At 70.2% G+C, this 18,709-nt stretch carries 22 protein-coding genes; 15 read left to right on the top strand and 7 right to left on the bottom strand.

What is annotated here, in order from left to right:
- Positions 1-82 precede the first annotated feature (82 nt).
- The 3 genes from ABZW60_RS27040 to ABZW60_RS27030 are packed head-to-tail and all read right to left on the bottom strand — an operon-like array spanning position 83 to position 1,971.
- Positions 83-898 (bottom strand): exodeoxyribonuclease III, encoded by an 816-nt coding sequence (locus ABZW60_RS27040; protein WP_355481351.1) that lies wholly within the window; start codon positions 896-898, stop codon positions 83-85.
- A 9-nt stretch (positions 899-907) separates the two neighbouring features.
- Entirely contained in the window at positions 908-1,372 is a 465-nt protein-coding gene (locus ABZW60_RS27035; RefSeq protein ID WP_355481349.1) for a hypothetical protein, read from the bottom strand.
- A 5-nt stretch (positions 1,373-1,377) separates the two neighbouring features.
- Positions 1,378-1,971 (bottom strand): TetR/AcrR family transcriptional regulator, encoded by a 594-nt coding sequence (locus ABZW60_RS27030; protein WP_355481347.1) that lies wholly within the window; start codon positions 1,969-1,971, stop codon positions 1,378-1,380.
- Between the two features lie 74 nt (positions 1,972-2,045).
- Between ABZW60_RS27030 and ABZW60_RS27025 the strand changes: the two genes are divergently transcribed.
- Genes ABZW60_RS27025 through ABZW60_RS27005 form a run of 5 tightly spaced genes read left to right on the top strand, consistent with a single transcriptional unit; the run spans position 2,046 to position 6,009 of the window.
- A complete protein-coding gene (locus ABZW60_RS27025) occupies positions 2,046-2,939 on the top strand; it encodes an SDR family oxidoreductase (RefSeq protein ID WP_355481345.1) in 894 nt (297 codons plus the stop codon).
- Positions 2,936-4,072, top strand: a complete 1,137-nt coding sequence (locus ABZW60_RS27020) for a saccharopine dehydrogenase NADP-binding domain-containing protein (protein ID WP_355481343.1) — start codon at positions 2,936-2,938, stop codon at positions 4,070-4,072. Before ABZW60_RS27025 ends, ABZW60_RS27020 begins: the two co-directional genes overlap by 4 nt.
- Positions 4,044-4,898, top strand: coding sequence for an alpha/beta fold hydrolase (locus tag ABZW60_RS27015; protein ID WP_355481341.1), 855 nt, complete (start codon positions 4,044-4,046; stop codon positions 4,896-4,898). Before ABZW60_RS27020 ends, ABZW60_RS27015 begins: the two co-directional genes overlap by 29 nt.
- Complete coding sequence (locus tag ABZW60_RS27010) at positions 4,895-5,281, top strand: YccF domain-containing protein (protein WP_355481340.1); 387 nt, start codon at positions 4,895-4,897, stop codon at positions 5,279-5,281. The genes ABZW60_RS27015 and ABZW60_RS27010 overlap by 4 nt, the downstream gene beginning before the upstream one ends.
- The gene (locus ABZW60_RS27005) at positions 5,278-6,009 is read left to right on the top strand and encodes an MBL fold metallo-hydrolase (protein WP_355481338.1); all 732 of its coding nucleotides are present in this window, start codon (positions 5,278-5,280) and stop codon (positions 6,007-6,009) included. The genes ABZW60_RS27010 and ABZW60_RS27005 overlap by 4 nt, the downstream gene beginning before the upstream one ends.
- On the opposite strand, the gene ABZW60_RS27000 is transcribed toward ABZW60_RS27005, so the two are convergent.
- The gene (locus ABZW60_RS27000; RefSeq protein WP_355481336.1) at positions 5,993-6,439 is read right to left on the bottom strand and encodes an SRPBCC domain-containing protein; all 447 of its coding nucleotides are present in this window, start codon (positions 6,437-6,439) and stop codon (positions 5,993-5,995) included. The two genes, ABZW60_RS27005 and ABZW60_RS27000, sit on opposite strands and share 17 nt — an antisense overlap.
- Positions 6,440-6,449: 10 nt before the next feature.
- Positions 6,450-6,968, bottom strand: coding sequence for a hemerythrin domain-containing protein (locus tag ABZW60_RS26995; protein ID WP_355481334.1), 519 nt, complete (start codon positions 6,966-6,968; stop codon positions 6,450-6,452).
- A 51-nt stretch (positions 6,969-7,019) separates the two neighbouring features.
- Between ABZW60_RS26995 and ddaH the strand changes: the two genes are divergently transcribed.
- Positions 7,020-7,817, top strand: coding sequence for a dimethylargininase (ddaH, locus tag ABZW60_RS26990; RefSeq protein WP_355481332.1), 798 nt, complete (start codon positions 7,020-7,022; stop codon positions 7,815-7,817).
- Here the strand turns inward: ddaH and ABZW60_RS26985 are convergent.
- Positions 7,786-8,727 carry a tetratricopeptide repeat protein gene (locus tag ABZW60_RS26985; RefSeq protein ID WP_355481330.1) on the bottom strand — a complete coding sequence of 314 codons (942 nt, stop codon included), beginning with the start codon at positions 8,725-8,727 and terminating at the stop codon, positions 7,786-7,788. The genes ddaH and ABZW60_RS26985 overlap by 32 nt on opposite strands.
- Positions 8,720-10,075, bottom strand: a complete 1,356-nt coding sequence (locus ABZW60_RS26980; protein WP_355481328.1) for a DNA polymerase IV — start codon at positions 10,073-10,075, stop codon at positions 8,720-8,722. The genes ABZW60_RS26985 and ABZW60_RS26980 overlap by 8 nt, the downstream gene beginning before the upstream one ends.
- Positions 10,076-10,111: 36 nt before the next feature.
- Here ABZW60_RS26980 and ABZW60_RS26975 point away from each other — a divergent pair, with 36 nt between their 5' ends.
- From ABZW60_RS26975 to ABZW60_RS26935, 9 genes are all read left to right on the top strand, one after another.
- Positions 10,112-10,885 carry an MBL fold metallo-hydrolase gene (locus tag ABZW60_RS26975; protein ID WP_355481326.1) on the top strand — a complete coding sequence of 258 codons (774 nt, stop codon included), beginning with the start codon at positions 10,112-10,114 and terminating at the stop codon, positions 10,883-10,885.
- Between the two features lie 77 nt (positions 10,886-10,962).
- The gene (locus ABZW60_RS26970; RefSeq protein WP_355481324.1) at positions 10,963-12,441 is read left to right on the top strand and encodes a glutamate--cysteine ligase; all 1,479 of its coding nucleotides are present in this window, start codon (positions 10,963-10,965) and stop codon (positions 12,439-12,441) included.
- Positions 12,442-12,798: 357 nt separating this feature from the next.
- Positions 12,799-13,212, top strand: coding sequence for a universal stress protein (locus ABZW60_RS26965; RefSeq protein WP_131337975.1), 414 nt, complete (start codon positions 12,799-12,801; stop codon positions 13,210-13,212).
- A 1-nt stretch (position 13,213) separates the two neighbouring features.
- Positions 13,214-13,834, top strand: coding sequence for an HhH-GPD-type base excision DNA repair protein (locus tag ABZW60_RS26960; RefSeq protein WP_355481322.1), 621 nt, complete (start codon positions 13,214-13,216; stop codon positions 13,832-13,834).
- 191 nt (positions 13,835-14,025) lie between these two features.
- Entirely contained in the window at positions 14,026-15,342 is a 1,317-nt protein-coding gene (locus tag ABZW60_RS26955; RefSeq protein WP_355481320.1) for an RNA polymerase sigma factor, read from the top strand.
- 4 nt (positions 15,343-15,346) lie between these two features.
- Positions 15,347-15,607, top strand: coding sequence for a DUF6412 domain-containing protein (locus ABZW60_RS26950; protein WP_355481318.1), 261 nt, complete (start codon positions 15,347-15,349; stop codon positions 15,605-15,607).
- A 122-nt stretch (positions 15,608-15,729) separates the two neighbouring features.
- On the top strand, positions 15,730-16,407 hold the full coding sequence (locus ABZW60_RS26945; protein WP_355481316.1) for a YidC/Oxa1 family membrane protein insertase: 678 nt from the start codon (positions 15,730-15,732) through the stop codon (positions 16,405-16,407).
- 191 nt (positions 16,408-16,598) lie between these two features.
- Positions 16,599-17,867, top strand: coding sequence for an ROK family transcriptional regulator (locus ABZW60_RS26940; protein ID WP_355481314.1), 1,269 nt, complete (start codon positions 16,599-16,601; stop codon positions 17,865-17,867).
- A complete protein-coding gene (locus ABZW60_RS26935) occupies positions 17,864-18,709 on the top strand; it encodes a TIM barrel protein (RefSeq protein WP_355481312.1) in 846 nt (281 codons plus the stop codon). The genes ABZW60_RS26940 and ABZW60_RS26935 overlap by 4 nt, the downstream gene beginning before the upstream one ends.

Below are 18,709 nucleotides of genomic sequence, written 5' to 3'. Positions count from 1 at the left end.
GTCGGCCAATTCGGCGCTCGCGCTCGCCGCGCTGAGCGTGACGAGTGCAGACGACAGCGGACACCTCCTGTCGAGCTGCCGATCAGAGGCCGTACGTCGCGACCACCGGGGCGTGGTCGCTCCAGCGCTCGGCGTACGTGGGCGCCCGGTGCACCGCACAGCCGGTGGCGGCCGCGGCGAGTTCGGGGGAGGCGATCTGGTAGTCGATGCGCCAGCCGGCGTCGTTGTCGAACGCCTTGCCGCGCCAGGACCACCACGAGTACGGCCCTGGACCTTCGCCACCGAAACGGCGACCGAGGTCTACCCAGCCGGACGCGAACAGGCGGTCCATCCAGGCACGCTCCTCGGGCAGGAAGCCGCTCTTCTTGCGGTTCGCCTTCCACGCCTTCAGGTCGACCTCGCGGTGCGCGATATTGAGGTCGCCGCACATCAGCACGTGCCGCCCGTCCGCGCGCAGCTCGGCCAGCCGCGCCGTGATCGCGTCCAGGAACGCGTACTTCTCCTCCTGCCGCGGCGGCGTCTCGAACTCGCCCGTGAACACGTACGTGCTGACCGCCGTCAGCGTCGACCCGTCGTCCAGGACGACGTCCGCCTCGACCCAGCGCCCGGCTCCGGCGAAGCGCTCCGGACCGATCTCGCCGCGCTCGTCCTTGATCGGCCGACGGCTCGCGACCGCGACACCGGCGCGACCCTTGTGCCCGTCGATGGCGGGCTCGGCGTGCGCGATGTTCCAGTCGCCATTCTTGTCGCCGCCAAGCAGCTCCCGCAGTACGTCGTCGGAGGCCCGGACCTCCTGCAGCAGCAACAGGTCAGGATCCGTGCTCTCCAGCCACGGCGTCATCCCGCGCCGGAAAGCGGCCCTGATCCCGTTCACATTCACCGTGGCAACCGTCAGCACGGCCGAACCTTACCCTCTGGTGTGCCCGGGCTTGACGACCATCAGCACGAGGACGACCAGCCAGAGCAGCCCGAAGATCCCGCTCGTCATCGACAGCAGCTTGGCCTTCGACAGCACACCGCTGCGCACCTCGGCCGACTGGCCGGCGGCCGCCAGTACGGCGGACTGCGCGGGCACCACCAGGAACGCGAGCACCAACGCCGCGGCCAGCGTCAGCACGATCGAGACGATCAGCCACGCCTCGTCCATCACCTGCATGCCACCGGCGACCGCGAACCCGAACACCGGTACGGCGAGGCTCGCCCACGCGTACACCCGGGTGATGCGGTGCAGCACGGCCAGCCCGCCCGCGTCCGGCGCCTCGGACTGCAGCATCCGGCGCCCGATCGGCGGGAACATACTGGCCGCCACCGTGACCGGGCCGACGCAGAGGATGGCCGCGAGGATGTGGACCGTCAGGAAGAACTTGTTCATCACGCTCACTCGGAGGTCGTCGAGAGGATCGCGTCCAGGGACTGCTCGCAGAGGCGCTCGAGGGCTTCCGGCGAGACGTCGGGGTTGTCGATCCACATCAGCAGGGTCTGTTCGACGTAACCCTGCCAGCCGTGGCAGGCGAGCTCGACGACGGGGGTGATCTCGAGGCCGCGCTCCGCGACCGCGCCGATGACCCATTCACTGAAGACCCGGCGCAGCTCGGAGTGCAACGCGCGGAGCTCGGGGTCGCCGGCGGCCGACATCAGCAGCGTCGCCCGGTACAGCTGGGGAGCCTCGAGGACGGCACGGACGAACGCGCGGATCCCCGAGCGGAGCTGCTCGTCCGGCGGCAGCGACGGGTCGGGCGCGGTGCGCAGCATGACCTCGGCGGCCGCCTCCTCGATGACGGCGTACTGGAACTTCTTCTTCGAGCCGAAGTAGTGGAACAGCAGCGCGGGGGAGACGCCGGCCTCGGCGGCGACGAGCTCGACCGTGAGTTCGCGGTGCGGGTCCGCGAGCAGCACCCGGCGCGCGGCCTCGAGGATCTGGGTACGCCGCTGCTCGGGCCGCAGGCGGGCCCCGGACGATGTCTGGCTCACACGGCCAGTCTATTGAGTAATCGGTCAACAAGCACTTACTGTTGAGTATCCACTCAACAAGCTGGAGGTCCCAGATGCGTCCGTTGGCCGGTCAAGTCGTGCTCATCACCGGCGCCTCCCGGGGGATCGGCGCCGCGGTCGCCCGCAAGCTGGCCGAGGACGGCGCGAAGCTCGCGCTGGTCGGCCTCGAGCCGGACGAGCTGAAGAAGGTCGCGGAGGACTGCGGCCCGGACGCCGGCTGGTGGGAGGCCGACGTCACCGACACCGACTCGCTGCGGACGGCGGTCGAGGGGATCGCCGAGCGCTACGGCCGGATCGACGTCGTGATGGCCAACGCCGGCATCGCCGCGCCGGGCTTCACCCGGAGCATGGACCCGGAGGTCTGGGAGCGCGTCCTGGACGTCGACCTGCTCGGCGTCTGGCGCACCGTCCACCTGACCCTGCCGTACCTGCTGGAGAGCAAGGGCTACCTGCTGCTCGTCTCGTCCCTGGCCGCGATCGTGCACATCCCGGGCCTCGCGTCGTACAACGTCTCCAAGGCCGGCGTGGAGGCGATGGGCGACACGCTGCGGCCGGAGCTCAAGCACCTGGGTGTCCGCGTCGGCGTCGCGCATATGACCTTCGTCGATACCGACATGGTCCGCGGCGTCGACACGCACCCGGTGTTCGGCAAGGTCCGGACCGGGATCCCGATGGTCAGCAAGACGTACCCGCTGGAGTTCGCCGTCGGCAAGTTCGTCGAGGGCATCAAGAAGCGTTCGCGGACCGTTCATGTGCCGGGGTGGATCGGCGCGCTGAAGGTGTTCCGCTGGGTGATCCCGCACGTCATCGAGGCCGGCTCGCGGTTCAGCGTGCCGAAGGCCGACGCGGCCGCGCTCGCCGACGTCCGGGCCCGCGGCGCCGCCGAGTCGTCTCGTCCGACGGGCGCCGGGGGACTGGCCGACGCCGAGAAGGCTGCCCGCCGGTGAGCCGCGCGTACGACGTCGTCCTGCTCGGTGCGAGCGGGTTCACCGGAGCCCTCACCGCGGAGTACCTGCGGAAGAACGCGCCGGACGGCCTGCGCTGGGCGGTTGCCGGACGCAACAAGTCCAAGCTGGAGCAGTTCGGTCAGGACATCGTGTACGCCGACGTCACGGACCCGGGGTCGCTGCGCGAGCTGGCCGGGACCGCGAAGGTCGTCGCCACCACGGTCGGCCCGTACGTCGAGTACGGCGAGCCGCTCGTCGCGGCCTGCGCCGAGGCCGGGACCGGGTACCTCGACCTGACCGGCGAGCCGGAGTTCCTCGACCGGATGTACGTGCGCTACCACGAGCGCGCGAGGCAGACCGGCGCCCGGATCATCCACGCGTGCGGCTTCGACTCGATCCCGTACGACCTCGGCGTGCAGTACACCGTCGAGCAGCTGCCGCAGAACGTGCCGATCCAGGTCGACGGCCTGCTGCGGGCCGGCGGCCGTCCGTCCGGCGGCACGTTCCACACCGCGATCACTGCGTTCTCCCGGCCGAAGCAGAATCTCGACGCGCATCGTGCCCGGCGCTCGGCCGAGCCCCGGCCGGAGGGCCGGAAGGCGCGCGCCGTCGCCGGGAAGATCCACCGGCAGCAGGGTTTCTGGGCGGTACCGCTGCCGACGATCGATCCGCAGATCGTCGGGTATTCGGCGCGGCTGCTCGACCGCTACGGACCGGACTTCCGGTACTCGCACTACGCCGCGGTCAAGCATCTCCCGACTGTTGCCGCCGGCATCGGTGGCGTCGGCCTCCTGGTCGCGGGCGCGCAGATCCCGCCGATCCGCAACGCCCTGCTCGGCCGGCTGCAGCCTGGCGACGGTCCGAGCGCCGAACGCCGGGCGCGGTCCTGGTTCAACGTCCGGTTCGTCGGCCGGGGAGGCGGTAAGCAGGTGATCACCGAGGTCGCGGGACGCGACCCTGGGTACGACGAGACCGCGAAGATGCTCGGCGAGAGTGCCCTGTGCCTGGCGCTCGACGATCTGCCGGAGACGGCCGGTCAGACCACGACGGCCGCCGCGATGGGACCCGCTCTGCGCGAGCGGCTGGTGAAAGCGGGGATGACCTTTGCCACCCTCGAAGTCGACAGCTACTAGCCACGACGGCACCCGCCTGGCCATCTACGACTACGGCAACCCCGGAGCGCCGGTCCTGATCTGCGTCCACGGCTACCCGGACAACGCCGCGCTGTGGGGGCCGGTCGCCGAGTTGCTCGCCGACGACTTCCAGGTGATCACGTACGACGTGCGTGGCGCCGGCGAATCCGACCAGCCGAGCCGCACGTCCGCGTACGCCCTGGACCGGCTGCAGGAGGACTTCCAGGTAGTCGTCGACCAGGTGTCGCCCGACCGCGCGGTGCACGTCCTGGCCCACGACTGGGGCTCGATCCAGTCCTGGCACTTCGTCACAGCCCCGGACCTGCAGGACCGCATCACGTCCTTCACCTCGATCTCAGGGCCATCACTCGACCACGCCGGGTACTTCATGCGCCGGCGAAACCGCGCCGCACTCAAACAGCTGATCCACTCCTGGTACATCTTCTACTTCCACCTCCCGTGGCTCCCGGAGCGCGGCTGGCGCAGAGGCTGGGCGCACCGCGCGTTCAACCGCCTCGAGAAACAGCACCCCGACGACAACCGCTCCATCGGCGATTATGTGAACGGCATGAAGCTGTACCGCGCGAACGTCCTCCCGCGGCTGCTCCGCCCGGCGCGGCGGCATACCGACGTACCGGTGCTGGCCGTGTCACCGGACGCCGACCCGTTCGTCACCGCCCCGCTGCAGACCGAGGTGGCACGCTGGGCCCCGAACCTCAGGGTCAAAGTGATCAGGGGTGGCCACTGGATGCCCCGGAACGATCCCGGACTTGTCGCCGAGCTCGTGCGGGAACACACCGGCGAGGTGGCACGCTGGGAGACATGAAGACGCTCCTCAACGTGATCTGGCTGGTGCTGGCCGGGTTCTGGCTGGCGGTCGGGTACGCGATCGCCGGGATCATCTGTTGCGTGCTGATCATCACGATCCCGTTCGGTATCGCGTCGTTCCGGATCGCGGCGTACACGCTGTGGCCGTTCGGGCGGACCATCGTCGACAAGCGCAGCGCCGGCGCGGGCGCGCTGATCGGCAACCTGATCTGGATCCTGGTCGCCGGCTGGTGGCTGGCGCTCGGTCACCTGACCACCGGTATCGCGTTGTGCCTGACCGTCGTCGGCATCCCGCTCGGCGTCGCGAACTTCAAGCTGATCCCGGTCTCGCTGGTCCCGCTCGGCAAGACGATCGTGCCGACCGACCGGCCGTTCGCGTGAGGTCGCTGACGGTCCTCGGCTCCTGCGGCGCCTGGCCCGAGGCGGGCCGGGCGTGCGCGGGGTTCCTGCTGGAGTACGACGGTTTCCGGGTCGTTCTCGATCTCGGGTACGCCGCCTTGCCGCGACTGCTCGAGCACTGTCCGAAGGGCGCGGTCGACGCGGTGGTGGTGACGCACCAGCACCCGGACCACTGTGTCGATGTGAGCGGCCTGGCCAGGGTCAGGTACTACGAGGCGCCTGGCGAACCACCTGTTGCGCTGCACTGCGCCCCGGGCGTTCTCGACGTACTGCGGGCTCTCGAGCCGCATCCGGATCCGGCGGACGTGTTCGCGGTCCACGACCTGGCGTCGACGACGCGGATCGGGCCGTTCGCCGTGCGGACGGTGGAGTTGCCGCACTACAAGACGAACCTCGGGGTGCGGTTGAGCGCTCCAGGTGTATCGGTCGCGTACACGGGGGACAGTGGGCCGTCGCCCGAGTTGCGGAAGCTGGCCGAGGGCACGGATCTGTTCGTCTCGGACGCCACGTTGCAGGGGCCTTCGCCGCAGACCCGGCCCCGTTACGTGATGACCGCGACCGAGGCAGCCGAGGGGGCACGGGGAGCGGCGCGGTTGGTGCTGACACACTTCTGGCCCGGATCCGATCGGTCGGTGTCCGTGGCGGAGGCGAAGCGGGTCTTCGACGGGGAAGTGATCGCTGCCGAGGAAGGGCTCACGCTGACGTCCTGAGCCGTGCGTAGTCGGCGAACCGGCCGAGCGCGTAGGGCCAGACCTCCGCGAAGTTCTTCCGGTACTCCTCGCCGGCGTCTCCGTGCCGCTCCCAGCCGCGATGCACGACGTGAACGGCCGACCCGTCGAAGGTGACCTCCACCTCGCTCGCGTCCTCGGCACGGGGGACCGGGACCCGGTCCGGCCCGATCTGCCAGCTGAACACCAACCGGCGGCCGGGCTCCCAGGCGAGAACCCGGCCCCAGTCCCACTGCATGCCGTGCGGACCGAGCTCGTACAGCACACCGTCGAGAATGCCTATGTCGGTCAGCAACTCGGCGCCCGACCAGGAGAACTCCGGCGGCCACCACCGGCCGAACTCGTCGGTGAAGATCTCGAAGGCCACGGCGGACGGCATCGTCAGTTCGGCCCTGGCGGTGAGTTCGCGCACGGCCACCACCCTAGTTGCGCTGTTCGGCCGCCACGACCTTCCGGACGTTCGCGAGGTCGCCGCAGCCGGCGTCGATCAGCCGGGACCGCTCCTCGGCGAACGCGTCGCCGAGCTTGCGCCGTACGTCCTCCTCGACATCGGTCCGCGCCGGGTTGAGGACGTCGCGTTCCTCCTCGTCGAGGTGGTGTGTGAGGGCCTCGGACAGTTCGTGCAGCTTCTCGCTGAACTCCTCGCTCGCGGTGTCGGCGACCTCCATCAGCGCGAGCAGCGCCTCGTTGCCCTCGGCGTGTTCGTGCTCGGAGTGCTCGACCTCCTCGGTGTCGATCGCGTCCCGGTGCCGCAGCCCGGGATAGACCTTCGACTCCTCCGCCTCGGCGTGGGCGATCAGCACCGTGGCCAGGTCGGCGAGGACGGCCGCCCGATCACTGCGGACGTCCCGCAGCTCGCGCAGCGCCTCCTCGAACCACCGATGGTCCGCGAGGATGATCTCGACCACGTCGCCACCCGTCGCCGGAAGGATCTTCGGCATCCGTCGTCTCCTTTCTCGGAATGCCTGCAGGTACCCGGTTACCCTGCGGACATGCCGCCGGCCCAGCCGACAACTCAGTGGACAGCCCTGCCGACAGCCCTGATCCGCCGTCCGAGCCCGCGACTGGCCGAGGGGCTGGTGACGCACATCGAGCGGACGCCCGTCGACGTCGGGCTGGCGGTCCGGCAGTGGCAGCGGTACGTCGACGCGCTGCACGGCGCCGGCTGGCGAACGGTCGAGGTGCCGGCGATCGACAGTTGCCCGGACGGCGTGTTCGTCGAGGACACGATGGTCGTGTACGGCGACGTCGCGGTGATCGCCCGGGCCGGCGCGGACGAACGACGCGCGGAAGCGGCCGCGGCCGCGGAGACCGTCGCGGGCCAGGGGTACCGCATCGTGCGGATCACCGAGCCCGGCACCCTCGACGGCGGCGACGTGCTGAAGATCGGCGCGACGATCTACGTCGGGCAGGGCGGCCGGACCAACGCGGCAGGTATCGAGCAACTGCGGGCCGCGTTCGCGCCGCTCGGCGCCGACGTCCGCGCGGTCCCGGTGCGGAAGGTGCTGCACCTGAAGTCCGCCGTGACCGCGCTGCCCGACGGCACGGTCATCGGCTACGAGCCACTCGTCGATGATCCGGAGGCGTTCGACGCGTTCTTAGCGGTGCCCGAGGAGGCAGGCGCGCACGTCGTACTGCTGGGCGGCGACCAGGTGCTGATGGCCGCGTCGGCGCCGAAGTCGGCGGAGCTGTTCGATGGGCTGGGTTATCGGCCGGTGGTCGTCGACATCAGCGAGTTCGAGAAACTCGAGGGCTGCGTCACGTGCTTGTCGGTACGTCTGCGCCGATGAGCAACCGGCGTGCGGTCGCGGCGAGCTGGACATCGCGCCGCTTGCCGCGCGCCTCGGCGACCTCGCACGCCGACTTCAGCGCGGCCCGATAGACCGCCGTGTCGGGATGCCCGGCGACGGCGTCGCGGACCACCGCGGTCAGTTCCTCGACCGCCTCCGCGATGTCGCCGCACGCGAGCAACGCCTTCCCCAGCGCGGCCCGGTCCCGGAGCAGCTGCGCGTCGTCGGGGCCGAGGCTGTCGGCCGCGACGATGTCCGCGAGCAACTGGGCCTCCGACCGCGGCCCGCCGACCATCAACCGCGCGCCCGTCACCGCCTCGGTCGCCGCCCGGGTCAGCTCGTGGTGCGGCCCGAACACCTCGATCAGCTGCGGTGTCACGAGCTCGAACCACGCGATCGCGCGCCCGTAGTTCGCGGTCGCGAGCAGCCCTTGGGCGACGCGCAGCCGGACCCGCAGCGTCGCCGGGTCGTCCGCGGCGAGTACGTTCTCCCGCTCGGTCAGCGCCGACTGGTAGTACGGCAGCGCCCGCCCAGGCTCATGCTCGTCCCACAGCGCCTCGGCCTGCCGGTAGTCCGGCGCGCGCTCGAGCTCCGGATGATCCGCGATCGCCGACACCGCCACCCGCCGTACGACGCTGTGCACTGGCCGGTCGACCACCTTGCGCCCGACGTACGTGCGACCGCCGGTCGGGATGATCCGGAACCGGCCGACCCTGGCGACCGGGAACCACAGCACGGTGCTGTACAGCGTCCGCACCGACGACCCGCAGCTCTCGCACACGCTGCGGTGCCCGTAGAACCTGCTCCCCATCGGCCCGGCCGTCTCGGCAGCTCGCCACGCTTCCGATGCCTCGGACGTCGCCGTACACGGCGCACAGAACGGGTAGACCCCCCGCCGCTCCTCATTCACCCGAGACATTGTGGTCAGTCGGGGGTTCGTCGTCCGCATCGGTGCCGGTGTGCCGCACTTTTGTCAGTGCCGGATCGTCGACGGAGAACGTGCGGACCGGGCCCGGAGGTGTGTCCGCGGTCTCGAAGCGGACCGTGACGCGGCCGCGGCCCGAGCCCCAGACCCAGCCGTGGCCGTAGTCCGGGTGCGCGACGTCCTGGCCGGGATGGAAGCCGAGCTGGTCGCGCGGCCGGGCCGGCAGGTCGATCACGTCGACGGGGTTCTCGGCGTGCTCGTCCTCGGTGAAGAGGTCGTCCTGGATCCAGTCGGCCAGGGACGAGACGCCGACGCCGAGCAGCCGGATGCCGCCGCCGATGTCGCTCTCCTCGAGCAGTCGGCGGGCGACCCGCGCGATCACCCGCGCGTCGTCGGTCGGCCCGGCCAGCGTGGAGGAGCGGGTATGCGTGGTGAAGTCGTGCATCCGCGTCTTGACGGTCACGGTCCGGCCGGACAGCTGCGCCTTCTGCAGCCGCTCGGCGACCCGGTGCGCCATCCGGTCGCTGATCGCGGTCAGCAGCGCGCGGTCGATGATGTCGGTCTCGAACGTGTCCTCGACGCTGACCGACTTGGTCTCCCGGTCGCTGACGACAGGACGGTCGTCGGCCGCGACCGCGAGCCGGTGCAAGCTGGTGCCGTGCGCCGATCCGACCTGGCGGATCAGCTCGTCCTCGTCGAGCTGCTGCAGGTCCGCGACGGTGCGGACGCCGACCATGCTGAGCCGTTGCGCGGTCGCCGGGCCGACGCCGGGGATCACCGTGACCTGCATCGGCGCGAGGAACTCGGCCTCGGTGCCGGCCGGGACGACGACCACGCCGTCGGGCTTGTCGAGGTCGCTGGCGATCTTCGCGATCAGCTTCGAGGTGCCGGCGCCGACCGAGGCGGTGAGGCCCCCGGACACCTTGCGGATCGCCGCCTTGAGGTCGTTGGCGATCGCCTCCACGTCGTCGACCGTGAGCCCGGTCAGACCGCTGGCCGCGAGGTCGATGAACGCCTCGTCGAGCGACAGCGGCTCGACCAGCGGCGACAATGACCGCATCTCGGCCATCACCGCCTGGCTGGATCTCCGGTAGACCTCGAAGCGGGGGCTCAGGTACGCCGCGTGCGGGCACCGGGAGCGCGCCTCGGCGGTCGACATCGCCGAGCGGACGCCGTACTTGCGCGCCTCGTACGACGCGGTCGACACGACGCCGCGCACGCCGATGCCGCCGACCACCACGGGCTTGCCCCGCAGTGACGGCTTGTCCCGCTGCTCGACCGCCGCGAAGAACGCGTCCAGGTCCACGTGCAGCACCGACGGATCGTCTCGCACCTGTCCAGTGTCCCTGCCGCCACCGACAATTGCCGGATGAGCTTCCCCGACCACTGGGCCGACGGCACCGACCCGGCCGCGCCCGACCACCAGGTCCATTGGTACGACGACCGCACGGCGATCATCCGCCAGTCGCTCCGGACCAACTTCGAGGGCCCGTTCCTGTACCTACTGCTCGGCACCGAGCGAGCCCTCCTCCTCGACACCGGCACCGGCCACGCGCCACTGCGCCCGCTGCTCGACGACCTGCTGGCGGACCGCCTGGGCCCCGGACACGACCTCGTCGTAGCCCACACGCACGGCCACGGGGATCACGTCGGCGGCGACGGCGAGTTCGACACCGTCGTCGGGCGATCCGCCGAGGAGGTCGCGCACTACTTCGGGCTCGACTGGCCGGAGGGCCGCGCGACCATCGACCTCGGCGACCGGATCGTCGACGTCGTCCCGATCCCCGGACACCAGGGCGCGGACATCGCGCTGTACGACCGGACCACCCGGCTGCTCCTCACCGGGGACTCGCTCTATCCCGGGCGGCTGTACGTGAAGGACTGGGCAGCCTACCGGGCGAGTATCCGGCGGCTGGCCGCGTTCGTTGCTGACGGCAATCCGGTGGAATGGGTACTGGGGGCACATATCGAGATGACCGGGCAGCCCGGCCGGGACTACGCGATGGGCGCGGACCGCCACCCGGGCGAGCACGAGCTGCAGCTGCGGCCCGACGTACTCACAGAGCTGCTGCAGGTGCTGGACGCGGCAGGCGACGTCCCGGCGCGGATCGTGCGCGACGACTTCGTCGTGTATCCGGTCTGAACCGCGACGCGATTGAACCGTACGCGGAGGGGCACCTTCGGGCACACTGAGCAAAGGAGCCACCAGGGGAGGCGCTGATGGGCGAGGAAGTCGACCGGGTCGAGTTCACCCGGGCGGACCGGACCGCGTTCCGCGAGCAGGTCCATCGCAATCTGGATGCCTTCGCGCGGATGCTGCGCGAGAACCGGTTCGCGCCCGAGCGGCCGATGACCGGGATCGAGATCGAGCTGAACCTGGTCGACGAGCGGTACGACCCGGCGATGAAGAACGCCGAGGTGCTGAGCGCGATCGAGGACGACGCGTTCCAGACCGAGCTCGGCCAGTTCAACGTCGAGATCAACGTGCCGCCCGGCCAGATCGACGGACTCGGGCTGGACACCATGGAGTCGAACATCCGCGACAGCCTGAACGCGGCCGAGGACAAGGCGGCCCGGACCGGGTCGTCGATGGTGATCGTCGGGATCCTGCCGACGCTGCTGACCGAGCACATCCACCGCGAGGCGCTCAGCACCAACCCGCGGTACGCCTTGCTGAACGACCAGATCTTCGCCGCCCGCGGCGAGGACGTGCAGATCTCGATCGACGGCGTCGAACGGCTGCAGGTCACCGCCGACACCATCGTCCCGGAGGCCGCCTGTACGTCGACGCAGTTCCATCTGCAGGTGACGCCGGAAGCGTTCCCGCGGTACTGGAACGCGGCGCAGGCGATCTCCGGCGTCCAGCTCGCGGTCGGCGCGAACTCGCCGTTCCTGTTCGGCAAGGAGCTGCTCCGCGAGACCCGGATCGCGCTGTTCGAGCAGGCCGCCGACACCCGCACCCACGAGCTGAAGACGCAGGGCGTCCGGCCGCGCGTGTGGTTCGGTGAACGATGGATCACCTCGATCTTCGACCTCTTCGAGGAGAACTCGCGCTACTACCCGGCGCTGCTGCCGGTCACCTCGGACGAGGATCCGATCGCGGTACTGGACCGCGGTGACACGCCGGCCCTTTCGGAATTGCGGCTGCACAACGGGACGATCTATCGCTGGAACCGCCCGGTGTACGACGTTGTCCGGGAGAAGCCGCATCTGCGCGTGGAGAATCGTGTCCTGCCGGCCGGCCCGACCGTGGTCGACACGATTGCCAACGGCGCCTTCTACTTCGGCCTGGTCCGCGCGCTCGCCGACGACGAGCGGCCGATCTGGTCGCAGATGTCGTTCAGCGCGGCCGAGGAGAACTTCCACGCCGCGGCCCGCAACGGGATCGAGGCCGAGGTCTTCTGGCCGGGCGTCGGGACGGCGCGCGCGACCGAGCTGGTGCTCAGACGCCTGCTGCCGTTGGCGGTTCGCGGTCTGGACGCCTGGGGCGTGGACGTCGCGGTGCGCGACCGGCTGCTCGGGATCATCGAGCAGCGGTGCCTGACCGGACGCAACGGCGCGTCGTGGCAGGCCGAGGAGTTCCACCGCTTGTATACAAAGGGGTCGCACGGCCGGCGGGACGCCCTGCGCGGGATGCTCGGCCGGTACCGCGACCACATGCACGACAACACGCCGGTGCACGAGTGGCCGGTGGACTGAACCGGTTCGTGTGTTTCCCCGCCCGCACGACAACGTAGGACAGTCGCCGCTGGAACCCCGGTCCTCCGGACGGAACCGCCGGACGGCCGGTCCGATCTTGCCCTGGGCAACGGGATCGACGGTTTCCCGGACGAGTTCGATAACGACCCGGACTACAGGGGTGGCGCATTCGGTGACAGCCCTGCAAAGGTGTGGCCACCGGAAGGTTAGGTCGGCCAGTCGCGGGTAGTACACGGGCACCGGCAGCCCTCCGTCACCGGTGCGACACAACAGGTGCAAATGCAGCGGATGCCGACCGAGGTCGGGAGCAGTATCGTTCGAGACGGGTCGACACACACCCGGAGGTGAGGCAGGGCGATGACGACCATCGTCGTGGGTTATGTGCCGAAGGCGGAAGGCCGTGCGGCCCTTCGGCGCGCAGCGGAGGAGGCGACGCTGCGGGACGCCAAGCTGGTGGTGGTGAACTCGCACCGAGGTGGGCGCAGCTTCGACAGCGACGAGGCTGCGGCGAGTGACGCCGCGTTGACGGAAGTACGGGAGCAGCTCGACTCGACCGGTGTGCCGTACGAGGTGCGGCAGCTGGTGCGTGGCCTGGACCCGGCGGAGGACCTGGTGGCCGTCGCCGAGCAGGTGCACGCGGAGTTCATCGTGATCGGCCTGCGGCGCCGGTCCCCGGTCGGCAAGCTCATCCTCGGCAGCAACGCGCAGCGGGTGCTGCTCGATGCTCCGTGTCCGGTGCTGGCCGTCAAGGCCGAGGAAGGGGAGGACTGAGGTGACTTCGACACGCAGCAGGAAGTTGTGCCTGGCCCAGCAGCCCGACGCCGACGAGATGCTGAGCAGAGACCCGTTCGCCTTGCTGGTGGGCATGCTGCTCGACCAGCAGATCCCGATGGAGCGGGCGTTCGCCGGCCCGGTCGCGATCGCGAAGCGCATGATCGGTCCCTTCGACCCGGCCACGGTCGCGCACTACGACCCGGACGCGTTCGTCGAGGTGGTGGCCGGCCCGCCGGCCGTGCACCGCTTCCCGACCGCGATGGCCGCCCGGATCCAGACCCTGGCCAAGCACCTGGACGATCACTACGGCGGCAACGCCTCCGGCCTGTGGTGCGACGTGAAGTCCGGCGACGACCTGCTCGCCCGGCTGTCGGCGCTGCCCGGGTTCGGCGCGCAGAAGGCGAAGATCTTCGTCGCACTGCTCGGCAAGCAGCTGAAGGTCCGGCCGCGCGGCTGGCGGGAGGCCTCCGAGCCGTACGGTGAGGACGGCGCCTACAAGTCCGTCGCGGATGTCATCGACGTCGCGTCCCTGGTGAAGGTGCGGCAGTTCAAGCAGGAGCAGCAGCTGGTCCGGCGCCCGGTGGTGGCCAGGCCGCTGCGGCAGACACGGAACGGGTGAGTCACGCGCCGGGACGACGGGCTGAAATGGGGCTCTCTGGGGGGTCGTGCGACGGCTGGGCTTGGTTCGCGGATTACAATGGACTGTTGCCGCCGCCTGACCAGCGAGCAGCCGCGAAGAGCAGTACCCAAAGACTCAGCAACACAACGTCGTACCGTCGTACAAACCCTGCGTCAGACGAGAGGTAATTCGTGTCGTCCAGCTCGTCCGAGAATCTTCCCGCCGAGCCGGCCCGGGCCGTGGCCGCCACGGCCCGTAGCACGGCTCCGAGGACCAGCGCCCGAGTGACCGAGCCCGCTGCCAAGAAGGCGGCCGCGAAGAAGGCGGCGGTGAAGGCCGCAAGCACCAAGGAGGACGGTATCCCCGCGAAGAAGGCCGCTGCCAAGAAGGCTCCGGCGAAGAAGGCAGTGTCCGAGGCGGGTCTGTCGATCGACCCGAAGACCGGGAAGCCGCGCGCGCTCGACGAGGTGGACGAGGCCGACTTCAAGCCGGGCGAGGTCCAGGGGCTGGAGAAGGAGCTCACCGAGGACCAGGGCTTCATCGTCTCCGAGGCCGACGAGACCGACGAGCCCGAGCAGCAGGTGATGGTCGCCGGTGCCACCGCGGACCCGGTCAAGGACTACCTGAAGCAGATCGGCAAGGTCCCGCTGCTGAACGCCGAGCAGGAGGTCGAGCTCGCCAAGCGGATCGAGGCCGGCCTGTTCGCGGAGGAGCAGATCGCCGACGAGGCCGCCAAGCTCAAGGAGAAGGTCCGCGACGAGTACGAGTGGATCTCCGAGGACGGCCGGCGCGCCAAGAACCACCTGCTCGAGGCCAACCTGCGCCTGGTGGTGTCGTTGGCCAAGCGCTACACCGGCCGCGGCATGCTGTTCCTGGACCTGATCCAGGAGGGCAACCTCGGTCTGATCCGCGCGGTCGAGAAGTTCGACTACACCAAGGGTTACAAGTTCTCGACGTACGCCACCTGGTGGATCCGGCAGGCGATCACCCGCGCGATGGCCGACCAGGCCCGCACCATCCGGATCCCGGTGCACATGGTCGAGGTCATCAACAAGCTGGCCCGCGTCCAGCGGCAGATGCTGCAGGACCTCGGTCGCGAACCCACTCCGGAAGAGCTCGCCAAGGAGCTCGACATGACCCCGGAGAAGGTCATCGAGGTGCAGAAGTACGGTCGCGAGCCGATCTCGCTGCACACGCCGCTCGGTGAGGACGGCGACTCCGAGTTCGGTGACCTGATCGAGGATTCCGAGGCGATCGTGCCGGCCGAGGCGGTCTCCTTCACGTTGCTGCAGGAGCAGCTGCACGCGGTCCTGGACACGCTGTCCGAGCGGGAGGCCGGCGTGGTCTCGATGCGCTTCGGCCTGACCGACGGCCAGCCGAAGACGCTCGACGAGATCGGCAAGGTGTACGGCGTGACCCGCGAGCGGATCCGCCAGATCGAGTCCAAGACCATGTCGAAGCTGCGGCACCCGTCGCGCTCGCAGGTCCTCCGGGACTACCTGGACTGATGTCATGACGCAGTGGATCGCCGGCGCTGTCGCGTCGGTGATCCCTGTCTTCGACACGGCTTCACTGGCCGCCGCCGTGCTCACGGCGGCGGCTCTGCTGTTGGCGCTGGTCGTCGTCGCACGCTCCGCGGCGCGGCGTCCGCTCGCCTCGCCGCTGCCGGCGCGCGTCAGCGCGACCCGCGCCAACGCCCGTCGCACCGCTTATCTCTCCCTCCGGGATCCCGACGCAGCCGGCAGACCCCGACCACGAGCCCCCGGGCAGTAGTTCCGCGCACCGCCGCGCCCCACGGGCGTCGGCACGCCGACGCCCGGCCGTGAGCGCCTCACGGCCCCGGCGCGCAGCGCGCTTCCTGCTGCCCGATCCCTTCTCACTCGTGGAGTTCTGCTGTGCCTTCTTTCCTGGAGGCACCGGTCGCCGGTGCCTATCACTTGCTCACGTCCCTCGTCACCGCTCTGCAACCGGTCGCCGGTGCGTACGCCGCGGTCATCGCGATCGTGCTGTGCACGCTCGTCGTCCGGCTGTCACTGCTTCCGCTGAGCGTTCGGGCTCATCGCGGGTTGCGCGCCCGCGCGGAGTTGATGCCGCAGCTGAAGGAGTTGACCGAGCGGCATCGTGGCAATCCGGAGCGCCTGCAGCGTGAGGTCGCGAAGCTGCAGACGGAGTCCGGCACGTCGTTGTTCGCCGGGTTCCTGCCGACGCTCGCGCAGCTGCCGTTCTTCTGGCTGATGTACACGCTGTTCTCGCGGACGATGGTGGCGGGGGAGTCGAACCAGTTGATCAGCGGAAGCCTGCTCGGCGCGCCGCTCGGTGTGCACTGGCCGATCGTCACCGCCACCCCGGCGTACCTCGTGATCGCGGTGCTACTGGCTGTCGTCGCCTGGTTCTCGGTCAGGCTGCAGCTGCGGCAGCTCGATCCGGCGGCGCCTACGGTGTCGCGGCGGCTCGCGCAACTGCTGCCCTTCGGCACGCTGCTGACGGCGGCCTTCGTTCCGCTGGCGGCCGGGCTGTACGTCCTGACGACCACCGCGTGGACGGTCGCCGAGCGCACGATCCTCCAGCGGTAGTCGCCGACCCGACGTCACAACACCAGTGGATATCCGTCGGGCTGTGGGGTTCTTCGCTCTTGTACCAGCGGAGAACCCCCACCACGGCTGGATATCCACTCGTGGTGGGCGGGCCGAGATGGGCGTTGCCGTAGCGTGCGAGGTTCTGTTACCGTCTTTATTAAAGCCGGTTCCATAATAGGTTGGGGTCGATGGACACTGCACGCGGAGCCGCCCAGGCGGAGCGAGCGGCCAATCAGGTCGCGTGTCTGCGGTTCCTGGCCGACGCCGACGAGGCGCGCACGGTCGGGGTGATCAGCGAGGGCACCGGCCTGTCGCGGCCCACCGTGCACGCCGTCCTCGACGACCTGACCGACGCCGGGCTGGTCGAGTCCACCAGCCCGGCGACGGCGGGCCCGGGGCGGCCTGCCCGTGCCTTCCGGTTCGCACGCGAGGCCGGTCTGGTCGCCGGCGTGGACCTCGGCCCCCGCGGCGCCCGCGCGATCATCTGCGACCTCTCGGGCCGCCGGGTCGGCTACGCCGAACTTCCGGCGGATGTCACCCACCGCCCGCTGCGCCCCCACAGGGCGCCCGGCGCGGGCGGCACCTCTCGTGGTGAGGCCGACCCGACCGGCAAGCTCGACGCCCTCTCGCTGATCCCCCGCGCGCTGGAAGCGGCCGCCGCTTCCCCCACACCCGACCACCTGGCGGCGGGCGCATCAGCGCTTGACCTCGGGCGGCTGCGGGCGGTTGGCGTTGGGCTGCCGGGGGTGGTTGAGGCGGACGGGCAGTTGCGGGCCAGCCTGGCGATGCCCGAGCTGGTCGGTCTTCCGGTCTCAGAGCTGTTGGCGAAGGAGTTCGGGCAGCCGGTCGTGGTCGACAACGACATCAAGCTGGCCGCGCTCGCGGAGCAGCGCGGCGGCGCGGGTCGCGGGTACTCCGATGTCGTCTACCTCCAGATCGGCCACCGGTTGTCGGTGTCGATCGTGCTGAACGGCGTCATCCGCCAGGGCCGGCACCGCCTGGCAGGTGAGCTCGGCGCGCAGCGCGGCATGCGCTGGACACGGAACGCGCAGCGCGGGCAGCTGGTCTGGTCCGCGCGACCGACGAGCGCGGAGGTGCTGAGCGCGGCGGCCGCGGGCGACGCCGACGCGCAGGCGGAGCTCGAGGACTTCTGCGCACAGATCGCGGCGCGGATCGCGACCGTCCTGCTGGTCGTCGATCCAGAAGTCGTGGTTGTCCGCGGCGGTGCGGCGCAGGACAGCGGCGCGCTGCTGCGTCCGCTCGCGGCCGCGGTCGAGAAGGAACTGGTCTTCCCCGAGCGTCCACCGTTCGTCGCCTCGGCACTGGGGCGCGAGGCGGTGGTGCTCGGGGCGGTCGGCAACGCGTTCGACCGGTGCAGCTCAGGGATCTACGGGGTCCAGGACTGTCCCAGTCCGTGGGCCCACATCACTCACGAAGTGGAGAGGACCACCAAGTGAAGCTCGGAGTCAGTTCGTACTGCTTCCGCCAGCTCATGACGAGCGGCGAGATGGACCTGATCGGCGTCCTCGACTGGGTCGCGGCCTCGCCGGCCGGGCACATCGAGGTCGCCGCGATGGACGGTGAGTACTACCTGGAGAACGAGGCCGTCGTCCGCGACACGGCCAAGCACGCCGAGGAGATCGGCGTACCGATCGTGAACTACCTGGTCAGCGGCGACCTGCGGACCGCGGACGGCCAGGAGATCGACCGGCTGCGCCGGCAGCTGGACGTCGCGCACGGCTTCGGCGCCCGGATCTTCCGGCACGACGTCGCGCCGTGGGCGTGGCGTGAGCAGGACCCGGGCGAGTTCGAGTCGACCTTCGCGAAGGTCGTCGAGGGCTGCCGGGCGGTCGCCGACCACGCCGCGGACCTGGGCATCGTGTCGACGATCGAGAACCACGGCTTCTTCATGAACGGCAGCGAGCGGCTGGCCCGGCTCGTGTACGCCGTCGACCGCCCGAACTTCCGCGTCACGCTCGACCTCGGCAACGGCCTGTGCGTCGGCGAGGTGCCGGGCAAGACCGCGGCCGGTCTGATCGACGTCGCGGCGTCGATCGGTGTCAAGGACTTCCACATCCGCCGCTCGGCGGGGGAGGGCTGGCTGAAGACGCTGGCCGGCGACTACCTGCTCGGCACGGTCACGGGCCACGGCGACGTCGACGTGGCCGGTCTGCTGGCGCTGGCCGCGACCAAGCCCGACGTACCGGTGAGCCTGGAGTTCGAGGGCATGGAGGCGCCGCTGCCTGCCATCGAGCGCTCGCTGGCGAACATCATCCGACTGAGCGAAAGCGTGGCGTGA

The sequence above is a fragment of the Kribbella sp. NPDC003557 genome, from assembly GCF_040610805.1.
In the GTDB taxonomy this organism is placed as follows: domain Bacteria; phylum Actinomycetota; class Actinomycetes; order Propionibacteriales; family Kribbellaceae; genus Kribbella.
This window is presented reverse-complemented; position numbering and strand designations above follow the sequence as displayed.